The 26,093-nt window shown below is 71.0% G+C and carries 23 protein-coding genes; 9 read left to right on the forward strand and 14 right to left on the reverse strand.

The features are described from left to right. Positions 1 to 170: 170 nt before the first annotated feature. On the forward strand, positions 171 to 1,073 hold the full coding sequence (gene dapA, locus OG562_RS09015) for a 4-hydroxy-tetrahydrodipicolinate synthase (RefSeq protein WP_266395711.1): 903 nt from the start codon (positions 171 to 173) through the stop codon (positions 1,071 to 1,073). Positions 1,074 to 1,250: 177 nt separating this feature from the next. Here dapA and OG562_RS09020 read toward each other — a convergent pair whose 3' ends face one another. Beyond that, a complete protein-coding gene (locus tag OG562_RS09020; RefSeq protein WP_266395712.1) occupies positions 1,251 to 2,474 on the reverse strand; it encodes a WD40 repeat domain-containing protein in 1,224 nt (407 codons plus the stop codon). Beyond that, positions 2,471 to 3,028, reverse strand: coding sequence for a SigE family RNA polymerase sigma factor (locus tag OG562_RS09025; protein WP_266395714.1), 558 nt, complete (start codon positions 3,026 to 3,028; stop codon positions 2,471 to 2,473). The genes OG562_RS09020 and OG562_RS09025 overlap by 4 nt, the downstream gene beginning before the upstream one ends. A gap of 344 nt (positions 3,029 to 3,372) precedes the next feature. Here OG562_RS09025 and OG562_RS09030 point away from each other — a divergent pair, with 344 nt between their 5' ends. Next, positions 3,373 to 4,605, forward strand: coding sequence for a glycosyltransferase (locus OG562_RS09030; protein WP_266395715.1), 1,233 nt, complete (start codon positions 3,373 to 3,375; stop codon positions 4,603 to 4,605). Then, positions 4,602 to 6,782, forward strand: a complete 2,181-nt coding sequence (gene helR, locus OG562_RS09035) for an RNA polymerase recycling motor ATPase HelR (RefSeq protein ID WP_266395716.1) — start codon at positions 4,602 to 4,604, stop codon at positions 6,780 to 6,782. Before OG562_RS09030 ends, helR begins: the two co-directional genes overlap by 4 nt. Positions 6,783 to 6,862: 80 nt before the next feature. Here the strand turns inward: helR and dapD are convergent, their stop codons facing one another. From dapD to OG562_RS09050, 3 genes are all read right to left on the reverse strand, one after another. Continuing rightward, complete coding sequence (gene dapD / locus OG562_RS09040) at positions 6,863 to 7,852, reverse strand: 2,3,4,5-tetrahydropyridine-2,6-dicarboxylate N-succinyltransferase (RefSeq protein WP_266395717.1); 990 nt, start codon at positions 7,850 to 7,852, stop codon at positions 6,863 to 6,865. 319 nt (positions 7,853 to 8,171) lie between these two features. Continuing rightward, positions 8,172 to 8,717: a TetR/AcrR family transcriptional regulator gene (locus OG562_RS09045; protein ID WP_266395718.1), complete on the reverse strand. Its 546-nt coding sequence runs from the start codon at positions 8,715 to 8,717 to the stop codon at positions 8,172 to 8,174. Next, on the reverse strand, positions 8,717 to 9,037 hold the full coding sequence (locus OG562_RS09050; protein ID WP_266395719.1) for a multidrug efflux SMR transporter: 321 nt from the start codon (positions 9,035 to 9,037) through the stop codon (positions 8,717 to 8,719). The genes OG562_RS09045 and OG562_RS09050 overlap by 1 nt, the downstream gene beginning before the upstream one ends. A gap of 287 nt (positions 9,038 to 9,324) precedes the next feature. On the opposite strand from OG562_RS09050, the gene OG562_RS09055 reads away from it, so the two are divergent. Further along, positions 9,325 to 10,206, forward strand: a complete 882-nt coding sequence (locus OG562_RS09055; RefSeq protein ID WP_266395721.1) for an AbfB domain-containing protein — start codon at positions 9,325 to 9,327, stop codon at positions 10,204 to 10,206. A gap of 87 nt (positions 10,207 to 10,293) precedes the next feature. Here OG562_RS09055 and OG562_RS09060 read toward each other — a convergent pair whose 3' ends face one another. From OG562_RS09060 to OG562_RS09095, 8 genes are read right to left on the reverse strand one after another with little or no spacing between them, the layout of a single operon-like run. Continuing rightward, a complete protein-coding gene (locus tag OG562_RS09060; protein WP_037743875.1) occupies positions 10,294 to 10,626 on the reverse strand; it encodes a metal-sulfur cluster assembly factor in 333 nt (110 codons plus the stop codon). After that, positions 10,623 to 11,090 (reverse strand): Fe-S cluster assembly sulfur transfer protein SufU, encoded by a 468-nt coding sequence (gene sufU / locus OG562_RS09065; RefSeq protein WP_266395722.1) that lies wholly within the window; start codon positions 11,088 to 11,090, stop codon positions 10,623 to 10,625. Before sufU ends, OG562_RS09060 begins: the two co-directional genes overlap by 4 nt. Positions 11,091 to 11,106: 16 nt before the next feature. After that, on the reverse strand, positions 11,107 to 12,363 hold the full coding sequence (locus OG562_RS09070) for a cysteine desulfurase (RefSeq protein ID WP_266395723.1): 1,257 nt from the start codon (positions 12,361 to 12,363) through the stop codon (positions 11,107 to 11,109). Next, positions 12,360 to 13,124: a Fe-S cluster assembly ATPase SufC gene (sufC, locus tag OG562_RS09075; RefSeq protein ID WP_266395724.1), complete on the reverse strand. Its 765-nt coding sequence runs from the start codon at positions 13,122 to 13,124 to the stop codon at positions 12,360 to 12,362. Before sufC ends, OG562_RS09070 begins: the two co-directional genes overlap by 4 nt. A 7-nt stretch (positions 13,125 to 13,131) precedes the next feature. Further along, positions 13,132 to 13,452 (reverse strand): non-heme iron oxygenase ferredoxin subunit, encoded by a 321-nt coding sequence (locus tag OG562_RS09080; RefSeq protein WP_266395725.1) that lies wholly within the window; start codon positions 13,450 to 13,452, stop codon positions 13,132 to 13,134. After that, positions 13,452 to 14,636, reverse strand: coding sequence for a Fe-S cluster assembly protein SufD (gene sufD / locus OG562_RS09085; protein ID WP_266395726.1), 1,185 nt, complete (start codon positions 14,634 to 14,636; stop codon positions 13,452 to 13,454). The genes OG562_RS09080 and sufD overlap by 1 nt, the downstream gene beginning before the upstream one ends. A gap of 56 nt (positions 14,637 to 14,692) precedes the next feature. Further along, positions 14,693 to 16,117 (reverse strand): Fe-S cluster assembly protein SufB, encoded by a 1,425-nt coding sequence (gene sufB, locus OG562_RS09090; protein WP_266395727.1) that lies wholly within the window; start codon positions 16,115 to 16,117, stop codon positions 14,693 to 14,695. Next, on the reverse strand, positions 16,114 to 16,827 hold the full coding sequence (locus OG562_RS09095) for a metalloregulator ArsR/SmtB family transcription factor (protein WP_266395728.1): 714 nt from the start codon (positions 16,825 to 16,827) through the stop codon (positions 16,114 to 16,116). Before OG562_RS09095 ends, sufB begins: the two co-directional genes overlap by 4 nt. Positions 16,828 to 16,988: 161 nt before the next feature. On the opposite strand from OG562_RS09095, the gene OG562_RS09100 reads away from it, so the two are divergent. From OG562_RS09100 to OG562_RS09115, 4 genes are all read left to right on the forward strand, one after another. Beyond that, the gene (locus tag OG562_RS09100) at positions 16,989 to 17,801 is read left to right on the forward strand and encodes an aminoglycoside N(3)-acetyltransferase (RefSeq protein WP_266395729.1); all 813 of its coding nucleotides are present in this window, start codon (positions 16,989 to 16,991) and stop codon (positions 17,799 to 17,801) included. A 31-nt stretch (positions 17,802 to 17,832) separates the two neighbouring features. Further along, positions 17,833 to 18,756, forward strand: coding sequence for an ABC transporter ATP-binding protein (locus OG562_RS09105; RefSeq protein ID WP_266395730.1), 924 nt, complete (start codon positions 17,833 to 17,835; stop codon positions 18,754 to 18,756). An 88-nt stretch (positions 18,757 to 18,844) separates the two neighbouring features. Continuing rightward, on the forward strand, positions 18,845 to 19,636 hold the full coding sequence (locus tag OG562_RS09110) for an ABC transporter permease (protein WP_266395732.1): 792 nt from the start codon (positions 18,845 to 18,847) through the stop codon (positions 19,634 to 19,636). Between the two features lie 130 nt (positions 19,637 to 19,766). Continuing rightward, positions 19,767 to 21,899: a glycogen debranching N-terminal domain-containing protein gene (locus tag OG562_RS09115; RefSeq protein WP_266395734.1), complete on the forward strand. Its 2,133-nt coding sequence runs from the start codon at positions 19,767 to 19,769 to the stop codon at positions 21,897 to 21,899. Positions 21,900 to 21,909: 10 nt separating this feature from the next. On the opposite strand, the gene OG562_RS09120 is transcribed toward OG562_RS09115, so the two are convergent. Beyond that, positions 21,910 to 23,172, reverse strand: coding sequence for a glycosyltransferase family 4 protein (locus tag OG562_RS09120; RefSeq protein WP_266395735.1), 1,263 nt, complete (start codon positions 23,170 to 23,172; stop codon positions 21,910 to 21,912). A 116-nt stretch (positions 23,173 to 23,288) separates the two neighbouring features. On the opposite strand from OG562_RS09120, the gene OG562_RS09125 reads away from it, so the two are divergent. Continuing rightward, positions 23,289 to 26,087 carry a tetratricopeptide repeat protein gene (locus OG562_RS09125; protein ID WP_266395736.1) on the forward strand — a complete coding sequence of 933 codons (2,799 nt, stop codon included), beginning with the start codon at positions 23,289 to 23,291 and terminating at the stop codon, positions 26,085 to 26,087. Positions 26,088 to 26,093: the final 6 nt, after the last annotated feature.

Below are 26,093 nucleotides of genomic sequence, written 5' to 3' on the forward strand. Positions count from 1 at the left end.
ACCGTCTCACCGAACACTTTTTTTGTCCAGACGACTTCAGCTTTCGGTTGGCGGCCGGGCGCTGCCGACCGAGGCCGCCGGCCGACGACACTCTCTTCGCAGCATCCCTTACCGATACCTCGTAGAAGATTTAAGTGGAGCTTCACGGTTGTGTTACCGAGACTGCTTCCATGACGAACGCACGCTCCGGGAACTCTCCCTTCGGCCGCACCCTCTGCGCGATGATCACTCCCTTCACCGAGACCGGCGCGCTGGACCTCGACGGCGCCCAGCGGCTCGCCGACCGGCTGGTGGCAGGGGGCTGCGACGGGCTGGTGCTGTCCGGCACCACGGGCGAGTCGCCGACCACCTCGGACGCCGAGAAGGCGGAGCTGATCGCGGCGGTGCGGGAGGCGGTGGGCGAGCGGGCCTCGATCGTGGCGGGCGTGGGCACCTTCGACACCCGGCACACCGTCGCCCTCGCCCTCGCCGCGGAGAAGGCGGGCGCGGACGGGGCGCTCGTCGTCAGCCCGTACTACAGCCGACCCCCGCAGGACGCCCTGGAGGCGCACTTCCGGGAGGTCGCGGACGCCTCCGGACTGCCGGTCATGCTGTACGACATCCCCGGCCGCACCGGCGTCCGCATCGAGCCGGAGACGGTGGTCCGGCTCGCCGAGCACCCCCGGATCGTGGCGGTCAAGGACTGCTCCTACGATTTCCTCGGCGTCCAGAAGGTGCTGTCCCGCACGGAGTTGGCGTACTACGCGGGCTGCGACGAGCACAACCTCGCCCTGTACGCGGTGGGCGCGACGGGCTATGTCAGCACCGTCGCGAACCTGGTCCCGGACCGACTCCGGGCGGTTGTGGACGCGTTCGACGCGGGCGGGACGGCCGAGGCGGCCCGGCTTCAGCAACGGGCCACGGAGCTCATCGAGTCGGTCATGTCCTCGGGGCTGCCCGGGACCGTGACCGTCAAGGGACTCCTCAGCGCGCTCGGGCTGCCGGCCGGGCCGGTCCGGGCGCCGCTGCGGCCCGCCGACCGGGAGACGGTCGACGGGCTGCGGGCGGTCTATGAGCGGCTCATGGCCGCCTGACGGAGACACGGGTGGAAACGCGGACGAAGACGCGGACGGACGCCTGGCGAGGGCCAGTCGGCGGTGCGCGACGAAGGCCGGTCGGCGATCCGTGGCATGGGGCGGTCGGCGGTCCGCGGCAAAGGCCGGTCGGCGGTCCGCGGCATGGGGCGGTCGGCGGTCCGCGGCAGGGGGCGGTCAGCGGTCCGCAAAGACCGGCTCCCAACGTCCCGGCGTGTTGTCCTTGGTCGCCCGGAAGTCGCTGAGCGGGACCACCTTGTCGCTGTTCAGCGTCACCAGCACCAGCCGCTGGTGAAACTCGTTGCCGTCCTTTCCGATGTCCCAGGCGACGAGCGAGGAGTCGTCGGCCCAGGCCAGCAACTGCTGACCGTGCGTTTCGGTGAGGTTCTTCCCGGTGCGGGGGTCCACGATCCAGGAGGACGTCTTGTACTTCTTGCCCGCGAAGTCGCCGGCGAGCTTCGTGCCGTCGGGCGAGAAGCCCGCGTCGACGTACCACTGCACGTGCTTGCCGTCGGCGGGCGCGTCGACCTGCCTGCCCTTCAGGTCGTAGTACTGGTAGCCGGGCTCCGAGGGCAGGCCCGACCAGACGAGGCCGCCGTCGCGGCTGAAGGCGAAGTCCTGACGGCTGTTGAGGAAGGAGCTGGGGTCGTTCGGATCGCCCGACTGCACCTCGCTCCAGGAGCCCTGCCCGGAGGCCACGTCCAGGACGTAGAAGCCGGTGCGGTGCGACTGCTCCACGACCGGCTGCTCGCCTTCCGAGTCGTCCTTCGGTGTGATCACCAGATCGGGGTTCGCGCTGTACGTCGTCGCCACGAGCTTGCTGCCGTCGCCTGAGAACGCCAGTCCGCCGACGGTGTGGTCGACGGGGATCCACCGCTTGACCTCGCCGCTGGCCAGGTCGAGCAGGCCGATGCGGTGGGCGGGGAGGTTCTGCTCCAGGACGGCGGCGGTCTGCAGCCCCGGGGCGACGGCGACCCATGACCACTTGGTGGTCTTCACGTACTTCTTCGTCGTCGGGTTCAGCAGCCAGTAGGTGTGCGTCGAGATCGCCTGGTCGGCCGTGTGCGGGACCGGGACGACGGCGCGCGAGAAGTACGCGGCCAGCGCCGTCCGTCCCGCCGCGATCAGATCGCGCGGCGGCGACTGGTCCGGGTGCGCGGTGATCCGGTCCGGCTCCATGACGTCGGCGGGACGTACGTCGGTCGTACCGCCGGGCTTCAGCAGCGGCACGGCCACGGCGACCGCCACCACGGCGGCGGTCGCGGCCGCGACGGACGCGATCCGGCGGGTCCGGCGGCGCCGGCGCAGGGCCAGCACCCGGTCGGCGAGTCCCGCCACCGCGGGAATCTGCTGGTCGGCCTGTTCGCGCAGGGAGTCGCGCACGAGTTCGTCGACGTTCACGGACGCACCTCCACGGGCGAGAAGTCACGGGACGACGCCTGCTCGGCGTCCGCGGGGCCGAGGGCTGCGAGTTCCGGCGCGAGGGAGCGCAGCCGGGCGAGCGAGCGGTGAGTGGTGGACCGTACGGTGCCCACGGAGCAGCCGAGGAGGGCGGCCACCTCCGACTCCGGCAGATCCTCGAAGTAGCGCAGCACCAGCACCGTGCGCTGACGGGCGGTCAGCCGGGACAGGGCCGCGCGCATCACGACGCGCAGTTCGGCGGCGGCGGAGGCGTCCGTGTCGGCGCGGCTCTCCGGCGGCTCGGCGACGCTGACCTCGCGTCGCGGCCACTTCAGCCGCCAGCGGCTGATCTGCTGACGGTAGAGGATCTGCCGTACGTAGGCCTCGGGCTCGTCGATGCGGTGCCAGCGGCCCGCCGCCCTGACCAGGGCGTTCTGGAGCAGATCCTCGCCTGCGTGCCGGTCGCCGCCGCTGAGCAGGACCGCCGTCCTCAGCAGCGCCGACGACCTGCTGTCCACGAAGTCCCGGAAACTCTCGAGTCCTGCGGCATCCATCGTCACCTTCACTTCCCCCGGGGGCCGGCCCTGTGCCCGGCCCCTGCGCCCCTTGTGACGCCTGCGGTGCGCCCCGGCTATGCCTGCCGCTCCGAAGAAAAACCGAAGAAGATCTGAGAGGACTCCGACGACGACTCTGCCGAAAAGTCGGGAAGGGCGACGGCGCCGCTTCGCGGGGAGGGTGTCCGTTCACCGCGCACGAGACTGCGGACGAGAGGGAAAGGGGAGTACCCACTCCTTTCCACTCTCAACGTATAGCGCATGGGGGGCCTTGCGGCAAGGCCCCCGTCGTGCCGCAGAATCTCCGGCCGAGGCCACAATCTGCGGAAAACGGGGGTCGCGAAGTGCGTGTGTTGTTGTCGACGTATGGGTCGCGCGGGGATGTCCAGCCGATGGCGGGGCTCGCGGTGCGGTTGCGGGAGCTCGGTGCGCAGGTACGGGTGTGCGCGCCGTCGGACGAGGAGTTCGCGAAGCTGCTGGCCGGTGTCGGCGTGGAACTGGCGCCGGCCGCAGCGCCCGTGCGCACGCTGGTGACCGGGACGACGCCGATGACGCCGGAGGGCCTGCCGCAGCGCGCGGCGGCGTTGGTCGCCGCGCAGTACGAGGCGGTCGCCGCGGCCGCCGAGGGATGTGACGCGGTGGTGGCGACCGGCCTGGTCCCGGCCGTGGCCGGGGCACGGTCGGTGGCCGAGGAGCTGGGCGTCCCCTTCGTGTACGTGGCCTGCTTCCCGACCATGCTGCCGTCCCCGCACCACGCGCCGCACCCGCTGCCGCTCTGGCCGCTCCCCCCGGACACGACCGACAACCGGGCGCTGTGGGAGCTGAACGCCCACAGCTTCAACGCCCTGTACGGCCCGGGAATCAACGCCCACCGGATGTCGATCGGCCGGCCTGCGGTGGACGACGTCCGCCGCCATGTGTTCACCGACCGCCCGTGGCTGGCGGCCGACCCGGTCCTGGGTCCGTGGCCGCAGCCGTCGGACCTCGACGTGGTGCAGACCGGCGCGTGGCTCCTGCCCGACGAACGCCCGCTGCCGGCCGAGCTGGAGGCGTTCCTGGCGGCCGGCGAACCACCGGTGTACGTGGGCTTCGGCAGCATGCCCATGCACGGCTCGAAGGACGTCGCCCAGGTGGCCATCGAGGCGGTCCGCGCGCAGGGCCGCCGGGCGATCGTCGCGCGCGGCTGGGCCGACCTCGGCCTGATCGACGCGGGAGACGACTGCTTCGCCGTCGGCGAGGTCAACCAGCAGGCGCTGTTCGGCCGGGTCGCCGCCGTCGTGCACCACGGCGGCGCGGGCACCACGACGACGGCCGCCCGGGCCGGCGCGCCTCAGGTGGTGGTGCCCCAGATCGTGGACCAGCCGTACTGGGCCGACCGGGTGGCCCGGTTGGGCATCGGCGCTGCGCACGACGGTCCGACGCCGACCCTCGCGTCCCTGTCGGCCGCGCTCGAGACCGCCCTCGACCCCGAGACCCGCGTACGGGCCACCGCCGTGGCCGACACGATCCGAACCGACGGTGCGACGGTGGCCGCGAGGCTGCTGCTCGACACCGTCAGCCGGGAGCTGATGCAGTGAACCCCCTGACCACCAGCGCGTTCGACCTTCCCGACCGCCTCTCCCCCAAGGCCGACCCGACACTGATCGGCGGCGACGAACGGCACTTCGCGGCCGTCGCGGAATGCCTCGAGCAGTCGATCGCCGAGCTGACCGACCGCCTCGACGCCGAGCGCCGCACGCCCGGCGGCATCGGCCGGCAGGCCATGGACCGGGACATGGAGATCCACCGGCTGACCGGCCGCCTGCGCACACTGCGCCGCTTCGGCCTGGACCTGTGCCTCGGACACATGGTCGCCGCGGACGGCCCCGAGCCCGTCTACGTCGGACGGCTCGGCCTCACGGACAGCACGGGGCGTCGGCTGCTGCTCGACTGGCGCTCCCCCGCGGCCGAGCCGTTCTTCGGAGCCACCCACGCCAACCCGATGGGTCTGGCGAGCCGCCGCCGGTACCGCTGGACCCGCGGCCGGATCGGCGACTACTGGGACGAGGTGTTCACCTCGGACGGGTTCGTCGGGCACGCCGCCCTCGACGACCAGTCCGCCTTCATCGCCAGCCTCGGCGGCAACCGCTCGGCACGGATGCGAGACGTCCTCGGCACCATCCAGGCCGACCAGGACGCCGTCATCCGCGCGGGATCCCGCGGCGCCCTCGTCGTCGACGGCGGTCCGGGCACGGGCAAGACCGTCGTCGCCCTGCACCGCTCCGCCTACCTGCTGTATTCCGACCCCCGTCTCGGGCACCGCCGGGGCGGCGTGCTGTTCGTCGGCCCGAGCCGGCCCTACCTGGGCTACGTCGCCGACGTCCTCCCCAGCCTCGGCGAGGAGGGCGTGCAGACCTGCACCCTGCGGGACCTCGTCGCCGAGGGAGCCTCGGCCGCGGTCGAGGCCGAGGCCGATCCGGACGTGGCTCGCCTGAAATCGTCCGCTGATCTGCTGCAGGCGATCGAGACGGCCGTCAGGTTCTACGAGGAGCCGCCCGCCAAGGGAATGACGGTCACGACCCACTGGTCCGACATCTGGCTGAGCGCCGACGACTGGGCCGTCGCCTTCGAAGCCGCGGAGCCCGGCACTCCGCACAACGAAGCGCGCGACCAGGTCTGGGAGGAGCTGCTCACGATCCTCGTCGACAAGCACGACGACGCCGCCTCGGCGCGGGACGACGAGGTCTCGGCCGATCTGCTCCGCAGGTCGCTGCTGCGGAACAGGGAGTTGCGCGCGGCCTTCAACCGGGCGTGGCCGCTGCTCGAAGCGGCCGATCTCGTCTCCGACCTGTGGTCGGTGCCCGCCTATCTGCGCAGGTGCGCCCCCTGGCTCGGCCCCGACGAGGTTCAGCGGTTGCAGCGCGCGGACGCCCAGGCCTGGACCGTGTCCGACCTGCCGATCCTGGACGCGGCACGGCAGCGGCTCGGCGACCCCGAGGCGGCGCGGCGTAAGCGTCGGAACGAAGCCGCCGTCGCCGCCGAACGCTCGCGCAGGGCCGATGTCATCGACGGCCTGCTGCAGAACGTCGAGATCGACGAGAGCGAAGGCGCGCTGGGCATGCTGCACGGACAGGACCTGCGGGACGCCCTGGTCGACGAGAGCGCACTGCCCGGCGTCGAACCCGACCTGCTCGCCGGCCCGTTCGCGCACGTCGTCGTGGACGAGGCTCAGGAACTCACCGACGCGGAGTGGCAGATGCTGCTGGTGCGGTGCCCGTCCCGGAGTTTCACCATCGTCGGGGACCGGGCCCAGGCCAGACACGGATTCACCGAGTCGTGGCGGGAACGGCTCGAGCGGGTCGGGTTCGACCGGATCGACCAGGCGTCCCTGACCGTCAACTACCGGACGCCGGAAGAGATCATGGCGGAGGCCGAGCCGGTCATCCGGGCCGTTCTCCCGGACGCCAACGTGCCGACCTCCATCCGCAGCAGCGCCGTACCCGTCGTGCACGGCGCCGTCTCGGAGCTGCGCTCGATCCTCGACGCCTGGCTCGCCGACCATGCCGACGGGATCGCCTGTGTCATCGGCGATCCCGCCTTCCGAGCGACCTCCCGCGTCCGGTCGCTGACCCCGGAGCTGTCCAAGGGGCTCGAGTTCGACCTGGTCGTCCTCGTCGACCCGGAGGCGTTCGGCACGGGCGTCGAAGGAGCGGTCGACCGCTATGTCGCGATGACCCGGGCCACCCGGCAACTCGTCGTCCTCACGAGTTCCTGACGAAGCACCCTGCCGCGGGCGGGGGCAGGGCGCTTCGGGGGTGGCGGGGGCCAGGGGTGAGGGGCGGGGAGCGCCTGGTGTCAGTTGTGGCTGTGCAGGATCTCGTTCAGGCCGCCCCAGACCGCGTTGTTCGGGCGGGCCTCCACCGTGCCGGTGACCGAGTTGCGGCGGAAGAGGATGTTCGAGGCGCCGGAGAGTTCGCGGGCCTTGACGATCTGGCCGTCCGGCATGGTGACGCGGGTGCCCGCCGTGACGTACAGGCCGGCCTCGACCACGCACTCGTCGCCGAGGGCGATGCCCACGCCCGCCTCGGCGCCGATGAGGCAGCGCTCGCCGATGGAGATGATCACGTTGCCGCCGCCGGAGAGCGTGCCCATCGTGGACGCGCCGCCGCCGATGTCCGAGCCGTCGCCGACGATGACGCCGGCCGAGATGCGGCCCTCGACCATCGAGGTGCCCAGCGTGCCCGCGTTGAAGTTGACGAAGCCCTCGTGCATGACCGTCGTGCCCTCGGCGAGGTGCGCGCCCAGGCGGACGCGGTCGGCGTCGGCGATGCGGACGCCCTTGGGTGCCACGTAGTCCGTCATGCGGGGGAACTTGTCGAGGGAGGTCACCTGGAGGTGCAGGCCCTCGGCGCGGGCGTTCAGACGGACCTGCTCGACGTCGTCGACGGCGACCGGGCCGAGGGAGGTCCAGGCGACGTTCGCGAGGTGGGCGAACATGCCGTCCAGGCTCTGGCCGTGCGGCTTGACCAGGCGGTGGGAGAGGAGGTGCAGCCGGAGGTAGACGTCGTGTGCGTCGAGCGGCTTGTCGTCGAGGGCGGCGATGACCGTGCGGACCGCGACCACCTCGACGCCGCGGCGGGCGTCCTGACCGATCGCCTTCGCGGCGCCCTCGCCGAGCAGCTCCACGGCTTTCTCGGCGGACAGGCGCTCGGTGCCGGACGGGCCGGGCTCGGGGGAGAGCTCGGGGGCGGGGAACCAGGTGTCGAGAACAGTGCCGTCGGCGGCGATGGTGGCGAGGCCGGCGGCCACCGCGCCGGTGGTGCGAGGAGCAGTCGTGTCGGTCATGAGGGCAACCTAACCGGAGGCGGGGTGCGGAGGCTAACCAGCGGGGTTGTGTCTCAGGTGGCGGGCCGTCGGGGTCGGGTGCGCGCCGTCTCACAAGGGGTTTCGCAAGCGGTTTCGCAGGCTCTTTCGTCGTGGGTCGGGGCCGTGGCGGTACGTCGAGTCCGCCGCGTGTCGGACGTACTGCTGCCTGCTGCCACAGTTGAACTTGGCAGTGACGAGCTAAGCGGCGGACTGCGACGTACCGCCACGGCCCGCTCCCGTCGTCCTGCGGCCGTCCCGCCGTCGAGGGCCACGGTGGAGGCTGTGGTCGGTCCCACGGTCAGTGGGGTGTGGGGATGAGTCTGGCCAGGGTCTGTCGTGTGTACGTCTCGTCGTACGGGGTGTCCGTCAGGAGGGTCTGGAGGCAGATGCCGTCCATCAGGGCTGCCAGGGCCCGGGCGGTGACGGGGTCCGTGTGGGCGGACAGCAGGTCGGTCACGTCCTCGGTCCACTCGGCGGCCACCGGGCGCAGTGCCGGGCGGCGCAGGGCGGCCAGATAGAGCTCGTACTCGAGTTCCACGCCGGTGCGGTCGCCGGACAGCCAGTCGGCGAGGAGGGCCGCCAGTTCGGCGGGCAGGTCCGGATGGGGGGCGCGGAGGCCCTCGCGTGCGGCCACGGCCTTGGCGAAGCCCTCGTTTGCCTGGCGCAGGGCGGCGATCATCAGGTCGTCGAGGGTTTTGAAGTGGTACGTCGTGGAGCCGAGCGGGACGTCCGCCTCGGCCGCGACCGAACGGTGGGTCAGCCCGGCCAGGCCCTTCTTGCCTACGACGCGGATCGCCGCGTCGATGATCCGCTGGCGGCGCTCGGGGTCGTGGCGGCGGGGCATCAGTGCGCGCCTCCCAGGTTCAGCACCACTACTCCGCCGACTATCAGCACGATCCCGGCGACCTTGGTGAGGGTCAGGGCCTCGCCGAAGAGCGCGAGCCCCAGAACGGCGATGGTCGCGGTGCCCACGCCGGACCAGATCGCGTAGGCGGTGCCGATGCCCACGGACTTCAGGGTCTGGGCCAGGAGGAGGAAGGAGATCACGTAGCCGATGGCCGTCAGGACCGTGGGCAAGAGCTTGCTGAAGCCCTCGCTGTACTTCATGGCGGTCGTCGCGGCCACCTCGGCGGCGATGGCTCCGGCGAGCGTCAGGTATCCCATGTGTACTAGCGTACACAACGACATCGCCCGATACGTACGGGTGTGCGTGGCGGGGGTGGGGTTGCGTGCTGAATGCCTGTTCGGCGGGCGCTCAACACCGCCTCATGGAGGCCGATCTGATGCCATGTCAGATTTTGGGGCGGCCGCGGGAGTGCGAAAGTGTTATCGAAACCGCTCTCTGAAACGGCTGCTCGTGGGTCACACGGTCCACTAGTGTTTCACCGTTCATACACACCGGGCCATCGCAGCCGCGGCCGCCTCAAGAGGTGCCGCTGGAGGAACAGCGCATGCCAGACAACAAGTCCCGGCCTCCCCAGGAAGAACCCTGGGAGAACGGCTGGGCACCCGACACCTCCCGGGCTCCCGGAACACGACGCCTCTGGCTGGCCGGTGCTCTCGCCGTGGCCACCATCGTGGCGTGCGTGACCGCGATCGCCGTGAACGACAAGGCTTCCGACAAGAAGGACGAGAACTCGGAAGCGCGTCAGGGGCAGACCAAGTCGGACGAGACCTCGGGGGGCGGGCTCATCTCCTTCGCCACGCCCTCCGCCGGCAGCACCTCGTCATCGACGTCGTCGTCGACGGCCAAGGCGACGGCGACAGCGACTGGGGGCGGGGAGAGCGCCTCGCCGTCCGCGGGCGGCAGTGCCTCGTCGTCTCCCGCCGCGGGTGGCGGCGCCACGCCGCACACCTCGGCCGAGGCCTCCGCCTCGCCGACCAGGAAGCCGGCCGACCCCAAGCCGCCGACCAGCTACGAGCGGTCGGTACGGTCGGTCAACTACCCGGACCGTTACTGGCACGTCAGCGACGGCGTCGTGAAGCTCGACCCGGTCCGCGGCTCGGAGTCCCGTGAGGACTCCACCTTCACCGTGGTCAAGGGTCTGGCCGACAGCTCCTGTTACTCCTTCAAGACGGCCGACGGCACCTATCTGCGTCACCGCAACTTCGTGCTGCGCGCCGAACGCAACGACGGCTCGACCCTGTTCCAGAAGGACGCCACCTTCTGCTCCCGCGCCTCCTCGTACTCCGGTGCGGTCATGCTGGAGTCGGTGAACTACCCGGGTCGCTACCTGCGTCACAAGAACTTCCAGCTCCGGCTGGACTCGTACCAGAACAGCGACCTCTACCGTGCGGACGCGTCGTTCCGCGTGGTGGACGCACTGTCCTGAACCGCATACACAGGAGAGCGGCGGCACCTGTCGGGTGCCGCCGCTCTCCTGTGTTCGCTTGCGGGTCTTCAGACGTCTCAGACGGTCTCAGACGTTGAAGCCCAGCGCCCTCAGCTGCTCGCGTCCGTCGTCCGTGATCTTGTCCGGACCCCACGGCGGCATCCAGACCCAGTTGATGCGCAGCTCGTTGACGAGACCGTCCGTGGCGGACTTGGCCTGGTCCTCGATGACGTCCGTCAGCGGGCAGGCCGCCGAGGTCAGCGTCATGTCGATCGTCGCGATGTTCGCGTCGTCGATGTGAATGCCGTAGATCAGACCGAGGTTGACGACGTCGATGCCCAACTCGGGGTCGACCACGTCGTACAGCGCCTCGCGGAGTTCTTCCTCCGAGGCCGGCTTCATCTCAACGGTCTCGCTCATGCCGTCTTCCTTTCGGCGTCGGCTCCGCCCAGGGCCTGGGCCGTCGCGTCCTTCCACGCCATCCAGCTGAGGAGGGCGCACTTGACCCGGGCCGGGTACTTGGAGACGCCGGCGAACGCGACCGCGTCCTCCAGCACCTCCTCCATCGCGTCGTCGGGCTCGATCTTTCCCTTGGACTGCATCAGCTCCAGGAACGTCTCCTGGATCTTCTGCGCCTCGGCGAGGTCCTTGCCGACGAGGAGGTCGTTCAGCACGGAGGCCGAGGCCTGGCTGATCGAGCAGCCCTGGCCCTCGTACGAGACGTCCTCGATCTTCGTGCCGTCGTACTTCACGCGCAGGGTGATCTCGTCGCCGCACGTGGGGTTCACATGGTGCACCTCGGCGTCGCCGTCCCGAAGACCACGCCCGTGCGGGTGCTTGTAGTGGTCCAGGATGACTTCCTGGTACATGGAATCCAGCTTCACGGTTTCAGTACACCCCTCACCCGAAGAAGTTCCGTACGTGCTCCAGGCCGTCGACCAGTGCGTCGATCTCGGCCGGTGTGGAGTACAGATAGAACGACGCTCGCGTGGTCGCGGGAATTCCGTAGCGCAGGCAGACCGGGCGGGCGCAGTGGTGGCCGACCCGGACCGCGATGCCCTGCTCGTCGAGGACCTGGCCCACGTCGTGCGGGTGGATGTCGCCGAGCGTGAAGGAGATCGCCGCGCCTCGGTCCTCGGCCGTGGCCGGGCCGATGATCCGCAGGTCGGGGACCTGGGTCAGGCGCTGCACCGCGTACTCGGTGAGCGCGTGCTCATGGGCGAGGATCTTGTCCATGCCGATCGCCGACAGGTAGTCGATCGCCGCGCCCAGGCCTACCGCCTGGGCGATCGGCGGGGTGCCCGCCTCGAACTTGTGGGGCGCCGGGGCGTACGTCGACGAGTGCATCGACACCGTCTCGATCATCTCGCCGCCGCCCAGGAAGGGGGGGAGGTCCTCGAGCAGCTCCTGGCGGCCCCAGAGGACGCCGATGCCGGTCGGGCCGCACATCTTGTGGCCGGTGAAGGCCACGAAGTCGGCCTGGAGGGCCTGGACGTCGAGGGGCATGTGGGGCGCCGCCTGCGAGGCGTCGATGCAGACCAGGGCGCCGACCTCCTGGGCGCGGCGCACTATCGCCTCGACCGGGTTCACGGTGCCGAGGATGTTCGACACCAGCACGAAGGAGACGATCTTCGTCTTCTCGGTGATGATCTCGTCGATGTTGGAGAGGTCGAGGCGGCCGTCGTCGGTGAGGCCGAACCACTTCAGCTTCGCGCCCGTGCGCTGCGACAGCAGCTGCCACGGCACGATGTTGGAGTGGTGCTCCATCTCCGTGATGACGATCTCGGTCTCGCGGTCCACCCGGTAGGGCTCGTCGGCCCAGCCGAGCATGTTCGCCACGAGGTTGAGGGACTCCGAGGCGTTCTTGGTGAAGATCACCTCGTCGCGGCTGGGAGCGTTGACGAACGCGGCGACCTTGTCGCGCGCGCCCTCGTACAGTGCCGTGGCCTCCTCGGCGAGCACATGCACACCGCGGTGGACGTTGGCGTTGTAGCGCTCGTAGTACTCGTTCAGGGCGTCCAGCACCTGGCGCGGCTTCTGCGAGGTCGCCGCGTTGTCCAGGTACACGAGCTTCCTGCCGTCGTGGATCACACGGTCCAGGATGGGGAAGTCCTTGCGGATCGCCTCAGTGTCGAGGAGGCCCGGCAGCTGTGTCACGCGGATGCGCCACCCTTCGTGTAGACCTCGTAGCCCTCGTTCTCCAGCTTGTCGGCGAGCTCGGCGCCGCCGGACTCGACGATCCGGCCGCCGGAGAAGACATGGACGTGGTCGGGCTTGATGTAGCGCAGGATGCGCGTGTAGTGCGTGATCAGCAGGGTGCCGACCTCGCCGGTCTCGCGGACGCGGTTGACGCCCTCGGAGACGATGCGAAGGGCGTCGACGTCCAGACCGGAGTCGGTCTCGTCGAGGATCGCGACCTTCGGGCGGAGCAGCTCCAGCTGAAGGATCTCGTGGCGCTTCTTCTCACCGCCGGAGAAGCCCTCGTTGACGTTGCGCTCGGCGAAGGCGGGGTCCATGTTGAGGCGCTCCATGGCCTCGCGGACCTCCTTCACCCAGGTGCGCAGCTTGGGGGCCTCGCCGCGGATGGCGGTGGCGGAGGTGCGCAGGAAGTTGGAGACCGAGACGCCGGGCACCTCGACCGGGTACTGCATCGCCAGGAACAGGCCCGCGCGGGCGCGCTCGTCGACGGACATCTCCAGGACGTCCTCGCCGTCGAGGGTGACGGTGCCGCCGGTGATCGTGTACTTCGGGTGACCGGCGAGCGAGTAGGCGAGGGTCGACTTGCCGGAGCCGTTGGGGCCCATGATGGCGTGCGTCTCGCCCTGCTTCACGGTCAGGTCGACGCCCTTGAGGATCTCCTTCGTGGCGTTGTCGGCCTCGACGGTGACGTGCAGGTCGTGGATTTCAAGCGTTGCCATGGGTGCCTCAGGACTCCTGGGTGAGGGAGACGAGCACGTCGTCCCCTTCGATCTTTACGGGGTATACGGGGACGGGGCGCGTCGCGGGAAGGCCGGACGGCTTGCCGGTGCGGAGGTCGAACGAGGAGCCGTGCAGCCAGCACTCGATCTGGCAGTCCTCGACCTCGCCCTCGGAGAGCGAGACGTTCGCGTGGGAGCAGATGTCGTGGATGGCGAACACCTCTCCCTCGGTCCGCACGACCGAGACCGGCGTGCCGTCGAGTTCCACCCGCTTGGGGGTGTCCTCCTCCAGCTCGCTCAGCCCGCAGACGCGAAGGAAGGCAGTCATCAGAGCGACGCCTCCAGCTCCTCGTCGATCTTCTCGAGCAGTCGCGCCTGGATGTCGTCGACGCCGATCTGCTGGACAAGCTCGGCGAAGAAGCCGCGGACCACCAGGCGGCGGGCCTCGTCGGCCGGGATGCCTCGGGCCATCAGATAGAAGAGCTGCTCGTCGTCGAAGCGGCCGGTCGCGGAGGCGTGGCCGGCGCCGACGATCTCGCCGGTCTCGATCTCCAGGTTGGGCACGGAGTCGACCCGGGCGCCGTCGGTCAGCACCAGGTTGCGGTTCATCTCGTAGGTGTCGGTGCCCTCGGCCGTGGCCTCGATGAGCACGTCGCCGATCCAGACGGCGTGCGCGCCCTCGCCCTGGAGGGCGCCCTTGTACACGGCGTTGGACTTGCAGTGCGGGACGTTGTGGTCGACCAGGAGGCGGTGCTCCTGGTGCTGGCCGGCGTCCGTGAAGTACAGGCCGAACAGCTCGGCCTCGCCGCCGGTGCCCGCGTAGGCGACCCGCGGGTGGAGACGTACGACGTCGCCGCCGAAGGTGACCACGAAGGACTTGAAGGTGGCGTCGCGGCCGATCAGCGCGTTGTGCTGGCCGACGTGGACGGCCTTGTCGTCCCAGTCCTGGACGGAGACGACGGTCAGCTTGGCGCCGTCGCCGAGGAGGTAGTCGACGTTGGCGGCGAGCACCGCGTCACCGGTGTGGTCGATGACGACGACGGCCTCGGCGAAGGCTCCCAGCTCGACGACCTGGTGGCCGTAGGCGACCCCGCCCTGGCCGTGCACGGAGATCCGGATCGGCTCGGTGAGGACCGTCTCCTTGGGGACGGTGATCACGCCGGCCTTCTCGAACGCCGAGTACGCCTGGGCGGCGACGCGGTCCACGGGGGTGCCCGCCCTGCCCAGGCGCGCGTCGTCGCGGCCCACGGTCTCGACGGTGACGCCCTCGGGGGCCTGGACGTCCACCTTCACGCCCTGGCCGGTGGCGACCGCGGTGCCGTCGTGCAGCCCGCGCAGGCGCTCCAGCGGGGTGAACCGCCACTCCTCCTCGCGGCCGTGGGGGACGGGGAAGTCCGCCACGTCGAAGGAGGGGGGCGCGCTCATGCGCGTGGCGACGGTCGACTCAGCGGCCACCGCGATCGATCCGGCGGTGGTGGAGGAGCCCACCGTGGAGTTCTGAGCCTCAGCCATGGCTGTCGTAGTGCTCGCTTTCTGAAGTCAAGATGTGTGCTGGCCGGAGGGCGGGGTCAGCCGACCGCGCCTTCCATCTGCAGCTCGATCAGCCGGTTGAGCTCGAGGGCGTACTCCATGGGGAGTTCCTTCGCGATGGGCTCGACGAAGCCGCGCACGATCATCGCCATCGCCTCGAACTCGGTCATGCCCCGGCTCATCAGGTAGAAGAGCTGGTCGTCGCTGACCTTGGAGACGGTGGCCTCGTGGCCCATGGACACGTCGTCCTCGCGGACGTCCACGTAGGGGTAGGTGTCGGAGCGGGAGATGGTGTCGACGAGCAGCGCGTCGCACAGCACGTTGGACTTGGAGCCGTGGGCGCCTTCGCCGATCTCGACGAGACCGCGGTAGGAGGTGCGGCCGCCGCCGCGCGCGACGGACTTCGAGACGATGTTCGACGACGTGTTCGGCGCCATGTGGACCATCTTGGAGCCGGCGTCCTGGTGCTGGCCCTCGCCCGCGAAGGCGATGGAGAGGGTCTCGCCCTTGGCGTGCTCGCCCATCAGGTAGACGGCCGGGTACTTCATCGTCACCTTGGAGCCGATGTTGCCGTCGATCCACTCCATGGTCGCGCCCTCGTACGCCACGGCGCGCTTGGTGACCAGGTTGTAGACGTTGTTCGACCAGTTCTGGATGGTCGTGTAGCGGCAGCGGGCGTTCTTCTTGACGATGATCTCGACGACCGCGCTGTGCAGCGAGTCCGACTTGTAGATCGGGGCCGTACAGCCCTCGACGTAGTGCACGTAGGCGCCCTCGTCGACGATGATCAGGGTCCGCTCGAACTGGCCCATGTTCTCCGTGTTGATGCGGAAGTAGGCCTGGAGCGGGATCTCGACGTGCACGCCCTTCGGCACGTAGATGAAGGAGCCGCCGGACCACACGGCCGTGTTCAGCGACGCGAACTTGTTGTCGCCGACCGGGATGACGGTGCCGAAGTACTCCTTGAAGAGCTCCGGGTGCTCCTTCAGCGCGGTGTCGGTGTCGAGGAAGATGACGCCCTGCTCCTCCAGGTCCTCACGGATCTGGTGGTAGACGACCTCGGACTCGTACTGGGCCGCGACGCCCGCGACGAGGCGCTGCTTCTCCGCCTCGGGGATGCCGAGCTTGTCGTACGTGTTCTTGATGTCCTCGGGCAGGTCCTCCCAGGACTCCGCCTGCTTCTCGGTGGAGCGCACGAAGTACTTGATGTTGTCGAAGTCGATGCCGGAGAGGTCGGAACCCCAGTTCGGCATGGGCTTCTTCTCGAAGAGGCGCAGGCCCTTGAGGCGGAGCTTGGTCATCCACTCCGGCTCGGACTTCTTGCCGGAGATGTCGCGGACGACGTCCTCGTTGATGCCTCGCTTGGCAGAGGCACCAGCCACGTCGGAGTCGGCCCAGCCGTATTCGTAGTTGCCCAGACCCTCGAGCTCGGGGTGGGCAGTCTCCTCGATGGGGAGCGTCATGCGGGGTTCCTCCCGGCGGTGCTTGCAGATGCGTGATGGGTGGTCTTGGGGATGAACGTGGTGCATACGCCGTCGCCGTGGGCGATGGTGGCCAGCCGCTGGACATGCGTGCCGAGCAGCTGGGAGAAGATCTCGGTCTCCGCCTCGCACAGTTGCGGGAACTGCTCGGCGACATGGGCGACCGGGCAGTGGTGCTGGCAGAGCTGTTCACCGACCGGTGCGCTGCGCGCCGTAGCAGCGTACCCGTCCGCGCTCAAGGCCTTGGCCAGGGCTTCCGTGCGGTTCTCGGGGGCGGCGGCCTCGACGGACTTGCGGTAGGCGGCGGCCTGGGCGGCCATCCGGGAACGCGCGAAGGCCACGACGGCCTCGTCCCCGCCCTCGCGCGCCGCGATCCAGCGCAGCGCGTCCACGGCGAGCTTGTCGTAGGACTGGTCGAAGGCGTCCCGGCCGCAGTCGGTCAGGGCGAACACCTTGGCGGGCCGGCCGCGCGTGCGCGCTCCGTAGACCCGCTGCTCACGTGCTTCCACGACGTCGTCGGCGGCGAGCGCGTCGAGATGGCGGCGCACGGCGGCCTGGGTCAGGCCCAGCCGGCCCGCGAGGTCGGCCACGGTGGAGGGGCCGTGGTCCAGGATGGAGCGCGCGACACGGTTGCGGGTGGACCGCTCACCGGTCGCGAGTTCCTCCTGCGGAGCCTCGCCAACGTTTTTCACAACGCCATTGTTGCGTAATTCCTCAGACGCAGGCAAGCCGCGTCCGGACGGGTGGACGGTGCCCTGCGTCACTTAGGCATACCTAATCTGACCTGCGGAAACGATCTTTGATCGATCGATCAGGTGGCAGCGCCGACCCCTTTCCGGGACACTCCACAACCATGCCCACACCCCCTCCGACCGGCCCTCTTGTCACCCGGGACACCGTCGCCGCGCAGCTGCGCGAGCTGGGCGTGCGACCCGGTGAGATCCTCCTCGCGCACTCCTCGCTCAGCTCACTCGGCTGGGTGTGCGGCGGGGCCGTCGCGGTCGTCCAGGGACTTCTCGACGCGCTCGGCCCGGACGGCACGCTGGTCGTCCCCACCCAGTCCGGCGACCTCTCCGACCCCGCCGCCTGGGGAAACCCTCCGGTGCCCCGGGAGTGGTGGGCGCCGATCCGGGCCTCCATGCCCGCCTACGACCCCCTCGTCACGCCCTCGCGCGGGGTCGGCGTCCTCCCGGAGACCGTCCGCACCTGGCCCGGCGCCCTGCGCTCCGCTCATCCGCAGACCTCCTTCGCCGCCCTCGGCCCGCGCGCGGCCGAGGTCGTCGACGGCCACGCACCCGACTGCCGGCTCGGCGAGCGCAGCCCGCTGGCCCGGCTGGAAGCCCTCCACGCGCGCGTGCTGCTGCTCGGCGCGGGCTACGACACGTGCACGAGCTTCCATCTCGCCGAGTACCGGATCCCCTCGCCGCTGGCCGAGGTCGGCCGGCCGGGCCCCGACGGCTGGGAGACGGTGACCGAGGTGGCCGTCTCCTCGGACCGCTTCGACGAGCTGGGCCACGACTTCGAACGGGACCGTCCCGTCGTACGCGGGAAGGTGGGCGCGGCGGACGTGCGGCTGTTCCCGGTGGCGGACGCCGTGGCGTACGCGGCGCGGTGGCTGGCGGTGCACCGGCCCCGTGAGGAGGAGTTCCTGTACCCCCCGGTCTGAGGCCGGGTTCGGCTACCTAGACTCTGGGACCATGCGAAGTGAGCCCGTGGTCCAGGTCCAGGCCCTGGTGAAGCGGTACGGCACGAAGACCGCGGTGGACGGCCTAGACCTGGTGGCCAAGACGGGCGTCACGGCCGTGCTCGGCCCCAACGGAGCGGGCAAGACGACCACGGTCGAGACCTGCGAGGGGTACCGGAAGCCGGACTCCGGCACGGTGCGCGTCCTGGGCCTCGACCCGGTCCGGCAGTCCGCGGACCTGCGTCCGCGCATCGGCGTGATGCTCCAGTCCGGCGGGGTCTACTCGGGCGCGCGGGCCGACGAGATGCTCCGCCACGTCGCCAAGCTGCACGCCCACCCGCTGGACGTGGACGCGCTGATCGAGCGGCTGGGGCTGGGCGGCTGCGGCCGCACGACGTACCGCAGGCTCTCCGGCGGCCAGCAGCAGCGGCTCGCGCTGGCGATGGCCGTCGTGGGGCGTCCGGAACTGGTGTTCCTGGACGAGCCGACGGCCGGACTCGACCCGCAGGCCCGCCGCGCCGCCTGGGACCTGGTCCGGGATCTGCGCGCCGACGGCGTCTCGGTCATCCTGACCACCCACTACATGGACGAGGCCGAGCAGCTCGCCGACGACGTCGCGATCATCGACGCCGGCCGGGTCATCGCCCAGGGCTCCCCCGAGGAGCTGTGCCGCGGCGGCGCCGAGAACACCCTGCGCTTCACCGGCCGCCCCGGGCTCGACGTGAGCTCCCTGCTCAAGGCCCTGCCCGCCGACAGCTCCGCCGCCGAGCTGACCCCGGGCTCCTACCGGGTCATGGGCAAGGTCGACCCGCAGCTGCTGGCGACGGTCACGTCGTGGTGCGCGCAGCACGGGGTGATGCCGGACCGGATCTCGGTCGAACGGCACACCCTGGAGGACGTCTTCCTGGAGCTGACCGGCAAGGAGCTGCGCTCATGACTTCCGTCGACACGGACCTCTGCTGGGGGTCCGGGGGTCGCCCCCCGGGAAGACACAGCCTGGAGCTGACCGGCAAGGAGCTGCGCTCATGACCACTTCCCCCTCCGCCTCCGCGGGCACCGGCGCCTACGCGCCCAGGCCCGGGGCCGCCCCCCTCCCCCGCATGATCGCGGCGCAGGCGGTGCTGGAGACGAAGATGCTGCTGCGCAACGGCGAGCAGCTGCTGCTCACCGTCGTGATCCCGACGCTGCTGCTGGTGCTGTTCAGCAGCGTGGACGTCGTCGACACGGGCGCGGGCGAGGCCGTGGACTTCCTCGCCCCGGGCATCCTCGCGCTCGCCGTGATGTCGACGGCGTTCACCGGTCAGGCCATCGCGACGGGCTTCGAGCGCCGGTACGGCGTCCTGAAGCGCCTCGCCTCCTCTCCGCTCCCCCGCTGGGGGCTGATGACGGCGAAGACGCTGTCGGTCCTGGTCACCGAGGTCCTCCAGGTGATCCTCCTGACGGCGATCGCCTTCGCGCTCGGCTGGTCGCCGCACGGCAACCCGGTCGCCGTGCTGCTGCTCCTCGTCCTCGGCACGGCCGCCTTCTCGGGGCTCGGTCTGCTGATGGCGGGCACCCTGAAGGCGGAGGCGACCCTGGCCGCCGCCAACCTGGTCTTCCTGCTGCTGCTGGTGGCCGGCGGGGTCATCGTCCCGCTGGACAAGTTCCCGCCCGCCGCCCAGGACGTGCTCGGCCTGCTGCCGATCTCCGCCCTCTCCGACGGCCTGCGGGACGTCCTCCAGCACGGCGCCGGCCTGCCCTGGGGCGACCTGGGGATTCTGGCCGTCTGGGCGGTCGTGGGGCTGGCGGCGGCGGGACGGTTCTTCCGCTGGGAGTGACGCGCGAGCGCCCCGTCGGCCGTGAGGCTCGTTTCAGCCCCTGGGGAACCTGTCGGCATACGCCGTGTGAGTGACGTTCGTACGGAGTGGGAAGAGACGCCCCGTGTACGAGTCCGCGGATTCCTCGAGTGTGCGTGCTCTGCAACCCCTCCTGCACGACGTGGTGATCTGCGTCGCGGCCCCGGCCTTCGCCGCCTCGCCCCGGGACGGCCAGCTCCGGGGCGAGCGGGCGGAGGGCTTCTACGGCCATGACCGCAGGCTGCTGCACACGGCCCGGCTGCTGATCGACCGCCGTGAGCCGGAGCCCATCGGCGTGCAGCCGCTCGGCCCCGACCAGGTGCGGTTCACCTCGGTGCACCGCTACCCCGAGGACAGCACCGACGACCCCACCGTGATCATCGAGCGGGTGCGCACCGCCGGTGCGGGCGAGAGCGTCCTGCTGCGCAACGTCGGCATCGTCTCCCGGCTCCTGCACGTCGAGCTGACGCTGGCGACCGACCTGGCCGACATCGCCGACGTCAAGCGGGGCCGGACCGGACCGGCCGTACCGTGTACCGCCGCAAGGGGCGGCGACGCGGGCGCCGGCACGGGGGCGGACACGAGTGCCGGGACCGGGGCCCGCGGGCTGGTCTGGGAGACGTCGTCCGGCCGGGCGGAGGTCCGTGCGGTGGAGCCGGAGGGGTCGCCGCCCCTGATCGCCGACGGGCCGCGGGGCGGCGCCTTCAGCTGGCCCCGACTGCGCTTACGTCCCGGGGAGAGCCGGCTGCTCCGGCTGACCGTGGACGGCGGCGCGACGCCCGCCCCGCCCGGGCATCCGGGCGCTCCGGGCGCGGAGGTCCCGTGGAGCGAGCCCGTCGTGCGCGGCGACCATCGGCTGGTCGCCCTGGTCCGGCGCGGGCTGAGCGATCTGCGCGCGCTGCGGCTGGCCGACCCCGAGCGCACCGGGCCCGACGGACCCGAGGACCAGTTCATCGCGGCGGGCTGCCCCTGGTACCTGGCCCTGTTCGGCCGGGACTCGATCTGGTCGGCCCGGATGATGCTGCCGCTGGGCACGGATCTGGCCCGCGGCACCCTGTGGGCCCTGGCCCGCCGCCAGGGCACGGCCCACGACGACGTCCGCGAGGAGGCCCCGGGCCGCATCCTGCACGAACTGCGCCCGGCCGACGCCGAGCACGGCCACGGGCTGCGGCTGCCCTCGCGCTACTACGGCTCGGTCGACGCGACCCCGCTGTTCGTGACCCTGCTGGTGGAGACCTGGCACTGGGGGCTCCCGGACGCAGACGTGGACGCGCTGCTGCCGTACGCGGAGGCCGCGATGGAGTGGGTGCTGGAGACGAGCGCCGGGGACGAGGACGGTCTGCTGCGCTACTACCCGCGGCCGGGCGGGCTGCGCCACCAGTCCTGGAAGGACAGCGAGGACGCGGTGCGGGACGCGGCGGGCCGCCGCATCGAGCCGCCGCTGGCCCTGTGCGAGGTGCAGGGGTACGCGTACCAGGCGGCGACCGGGCTGGCCGAGCTGCTCGGCTCCCGCGGCCGCGCGGACCGCAAGGAGCAGCTGCTGCTGTGGGCGGAGGGCCTGCGCAAACGCTTCCGGGACGCTTTCTGGCTGCCGTCGCCGGACGGCCCGGCCCCGCGGTACGTGGCCATCGCGGTCGGCCGGGGTCTCGATCCGGTCAGCGGACCGGCGTCCAACATGGGCCAGCTGCTGTCCACCGGCATCCTCGACGCGGACGGCTGCCGGGACGTGGCGGCCTGGCTGGCCTGCGCCGAGCTGAACTCCGGCTGGGGGCTGCGCAGTCGCTCGGCGGCGCTGCCCGGCTTCAACCCGATGAGCTACCACGGCGGTTCGGTCTGGACGCACGACACGGCGATCGCCGTCCAGGGCCTGTGCGCGGCCGGCCAGGACAGGGAGGCGGGCCTGCTGGCCGACGGGCTGCTGGACGCGGCCGCCCACTTCGGCTACCGGATGCCGGAGTTGTACGGCGGGGACGCGCGCACGCAGGACTCGCCCGCGCCGCTCGCCTACCCGGCGGCCTGCCGGCCGCAGGGCTGGTCGGCGGCGTCCGGGGTGGCCGTGCTGTCGGCGCTGCTGGGCCTGCGGCCGGACGCGGGACGACGGGTGCTCCAGGTGCGCCCGACGCCGTTCGGGCCGCTGAAGGCGTCGGGTCTGCGGCTGGCCGGGCGGGAGTTCTCCGTGCGGGTGGACGGGCAGGGCCGGGCCAAGGTGTCCGACCTGCCGCCCGGCTGGGTCACGGACGGCTGAACTCCACCTGTTAGAGCCCGAGTTGCTCGCGGTACACGTCGAGCATGGGCTCCAGATAGAACCGCTCCAGGTCGAAGTGGTTCACCACGTGCTCACGTGCGCGCAGGCCCACCGCCCGGGCGAGCTCCGGGTCGTCGAGCAGCAGCGCGATGCGGTCCGCCAGCTTGGTCACATTGCGGTCGGGCACCAGGAAGCCGATCTCGCCGTCCTCCTCGACGCCCTCGTCCAGTCCGCCCATCCGGGTGACGACGACCGGGCGCGCCGCGCACATCGCCTCCAGCGGCGCGAGCCCCATGGGCTCCTCGAACATCGACGGATAAACCACTACGGAAGCCCTTTCGTACAGCTTCCGCATATGATCCACACCGGCCTCCGCGAATTCGACGACACCGTCCTTGACTTTCAGATCCTTCAGCAATTTTTGCAATTCGCCATAGAACCCGATCGTTTCACCATGGAAATCGACCGTGTTCTCGGTGCCCGTCCGCATGAGCACCAGACGGGGCGTCACCCGGGGGCTCAGACCGTGCTCGATGACGTGGTGCACGGCCCTGATCGCCAGTTCGGCCCCCTTGTCCGGGATCAGCCGCGCCGGGAGCAGCACCATGCCGGGTTCCTGCACCCCGCTGACGGGCACGTCGACGTAGGCCGCCGTGTCGATGCCCAGGTAGCGGCGCTCGACCTCGAAGCCGAGCTGTCTGGTGCACGCCTCGCTGAGGAAGTCGGAGACGGCGAAGTGCAGATGCCAGTCGCGGCAGGCCTCGGCCGCCGGATTCGACTCCTCCTGCCAGATGCTGTGATAGGTGTGCACGAGCCGTAGCCCCAGCTCCTCCCGCAGCTCGGCCAGCGCCCGGGCCGGGCCGGCGGAGAAGTGGTGCAGGTTGTGGCCATGGACGATCCGGATCCCCCGGGCGGCGAGCAACTCCCCGAACCACTGGCCGAGTTCGGGCTCGTCCGGCGACCGCGTCCCGTCCGCGGCCAGGTCCAGCCCCGAGTGCCGCTCGATGGCGATCGTGCCCGCGCCCGCCGCCCCGGACCGGACCGGCGGCGCCGACAGCGACGGCGTCGTCGGCTCGGGCGTCCCGGTGAAGACCGTCACGTCCACCCCGTGGGCCGCGAGCAGCCGCGAGAAATGCCACAGATGGGTTTCTACTCCGCCGACGCACGGGGTAAAGGACCAGTGCACCAGTCCCACATGCATTCGCTGATCTTTCGACCGTTCGTGCAGTGACTCTTCATGCACTGACTCTTCGTCCACCGACTGTTCGTCCACGCCGCCTCCGAAGGGAGAATCCGAGGTGCGCAGACTTCGGAACGCATTCTGCCGCACGTATATGGAAGACGGAGTATGGCCCCCCGACAATGGGGGGTTCAACCGGGGGAGCCGCCATGGGAGCGTCATCCAGGACCAGTAGAAACACCCGAAACGCGCGAAACGCACGAGACAGCCGAGACATACGAGACGCCCGCGACGCCCGCGACAGGAAGCTGCGCATCGGGCTGTACACCGCGACGACCGGCTCGGCCGCCGTCCTGCCGATCGTCGCGGACCACGCCGACGGGGCCGCGCTGTGGGCCGTGGTCGGCGTCACGGGAGTGCTCGCCGCGCTGTCCGCCTTCTTCACCCGGCACGCGGTGACGCGCACGGCGCCGTCGTCCGACGAGGGCGCGGAGCGCCCGTACATCCCGCTCCCGCCGCACAACCTCCCCTCCCTCTCCCGCTACTTCACCGGCCGGGACAGCGAACTCGCGCGCATCGAGGAGATGTTGGACGCCGACGCCCAGCCGGGAACCGTCCGGCGCATCGTCGTCATCCACGGGATGGGCGGCGCCGGGAAGACCCAGCTGGCCCTGGCCCACGCCCGTACCCACGCGCAGGCGGACACCTCCACGCTCACCTGGTGGCTGCCCGCCACCAGCACCGAGCGGCTGCGCGACCGGCTCCTCGAACTCGCCGCCATCCTGGGCCTGCCCGCCCACGAGAGCGAGCACGTGGTCCTGCGCCGTCTGTGGGGCTGGCTGCGCGACAACCCGGGCTGGCTCCTGGTGTACGACAACGTCCAGCGGGACGCCGACGACAGCGAGCCCACGGCCGACCCCCCGCAGGGGCTCCAGCAGTTCCTGCCGTCGGACCAGTGCGAGGGCACCATCCTGATCACCACCCGCACCGGCCACGGCTGGGACGAACTCACCGACGACCGGCTGGAGTTGCTCGGACTCGCCCCCGAGGAGGGCAGGACCTTCCTGCGCAACCGCATCGACGGCCCGCCCGCGCCCGCCGCGTCCCTCGACGCCCTCGGCCGGCAGCTGGGCTGGCTCCCCCTCGACCTGGAGACGGCCGGCGCCTACATCGAGCGGGAGGGCATCAGCGTCGAGGAGTACCTGGGACAGCTGCCCGAGCACACCTCCACCAACGGCTTCGAGACGTTCCAGCTGTCCCTGGAGAAGATCTCGCGCGAGGCCCCGGAGGCCGAGGACCTGCTGCGCCTGTGCTCCTACCTGGCCTCCGAGGACGTACCGCACGCCACGCTCGCCGAGCACCGCGCCGCGCTGCCCGAGCCGCTGCGGCGGGCCATGGGCGACGACCGGGTCTTCCGCCTCATGGTCCGCGAGCTCGTCCGGCACTCCCTGCTCATCGTGACCGGCGACACCCGCGAAGGCTCGCTGACCTTCGGGGTGCACCCGCGGGTACGGCAGTTCGTCCGCAGCCGGATGGACGGGACGTCCCGCGTGCAGTGGTCCCAGGCAGCGGTGCGGCTGGTCGAGGCCGCCTTCCCGGCCCGGCCGGAGCAGCCCGAGACGCGCAGCGCCTGCGAACGGCTGATGCCCCACGCGGACGCCGTGATCACCGAGGTGTCCTGGACGTCGGACGAGCCGGCCGCGAACGCCAAGTCCCGGATGGCGCTGATCGAACTGCTCCACCGCGTCGGCGTCTACCAGGAACAGCGCTGCAACTGGACGCGCGCCCTCACCCACTTCCAGTGGGAGGCGGAACTGCGGCAGGACTCCGGCGACCCCGACGGCGAGGACCCCCTCGGCCGGATCACCGCCCAGCTCGCGGTGGCCCGCCAGCACTACCTCCTCGCCCATCTCGACGAGGCCCACGAGGAATGCCTCAAGGCTCTCGAGCAGTGCCGCAGCCACACCGGCGACGGTCCGGCCTTCGTGGAGCTGGAGGCCCTGTGCCACCGCCAGTACGGGGGCGTCCTGCGCGAGAAGATCCTCTTCGACGAGGCCCTGGACGCGGTCCGCGAGGCCATCCGGATCTACGAGAGCCAGGAGCCGGGCTGGGAGAGCCTGGAGTGGGCCGTCGCCGAGCAGGAGATCGGCATGATCCACCGCAACGCGGGCCGGCTCTCCCTCGCCCTGGAGTCCTACGCCCACGCCGAGGCCCGTATCCCGCAGCACGGCAGCCAGGTACCGGCCCGGCATGTGCTGTTCCGGGCGATGCTGCGGTGGGACGTCGGCATCGTCGCGCAGGACCGCGGCGACCTGGCCACCGCCGAGACCATGCTGGCGGACGCCCTCGCCGTGTTCCGGGAGCATCGCGGTCTCGAGGACTTCGAGACCTCGCAGGTCGCCAAGTTCCTCGCGGACGTCCGGCGCCGGCAGGCCGAGGACCTGCGCGAGCGGGCCCGGGCCACCTGGCACCCGCTGCGCCGTCGCGAGCTGCGCCGGCAGGGCCAGGAGAAGCTGCGCTCCGCCGCCGACCTGCTGGAGCCCGTGCTCGACCTGCACCTCAACCGCAGCGAGGCCGAGCCCCACAAGTACGCGGCCTGTCTCAACAAGATGGGCTCCCTGCAGGCCGCCCAGGGGCGCACGGTGGAGGCCCTGGAGACCCTCGACCGGGCCCACCGCATCTACACGCAGAAGTACGGCAGCGACCACCACTACCGTGCGAAGACCCTGTCCCGGCTCGGCCCCGTCCTGCTCGTCGCGGGCGACCGGGCCACCGCGGAGCTGGTGCTGCGCGAGGCCGAGCGGATCTTCCGCGCCCGCCTCGGCGACCACCACCCCTCGCTGGTCGCGGTCTACGAACGGCTGACCGAGTGCACCGACGACCCGGCCGAGGCCGCGGACCTCCGGGCCCGGGCCCAGCGGATCAAGGAGTCCCTGTGGCTCGGCGGCCCGCCCTGGACGGACCCGCCGGCCCTGCCCCTGTCCCCGGTCGGGACCGGACCCTCGTGAAAGCGT

Source organism: Streptomyces sp. NBC_01275 (assembly GCF_026340655.1).
Lineage (GTDB): Bacteria > Actinomycetota > Actinomycetes > Streptomycetales > Streptomycetaceae > Streptomyces.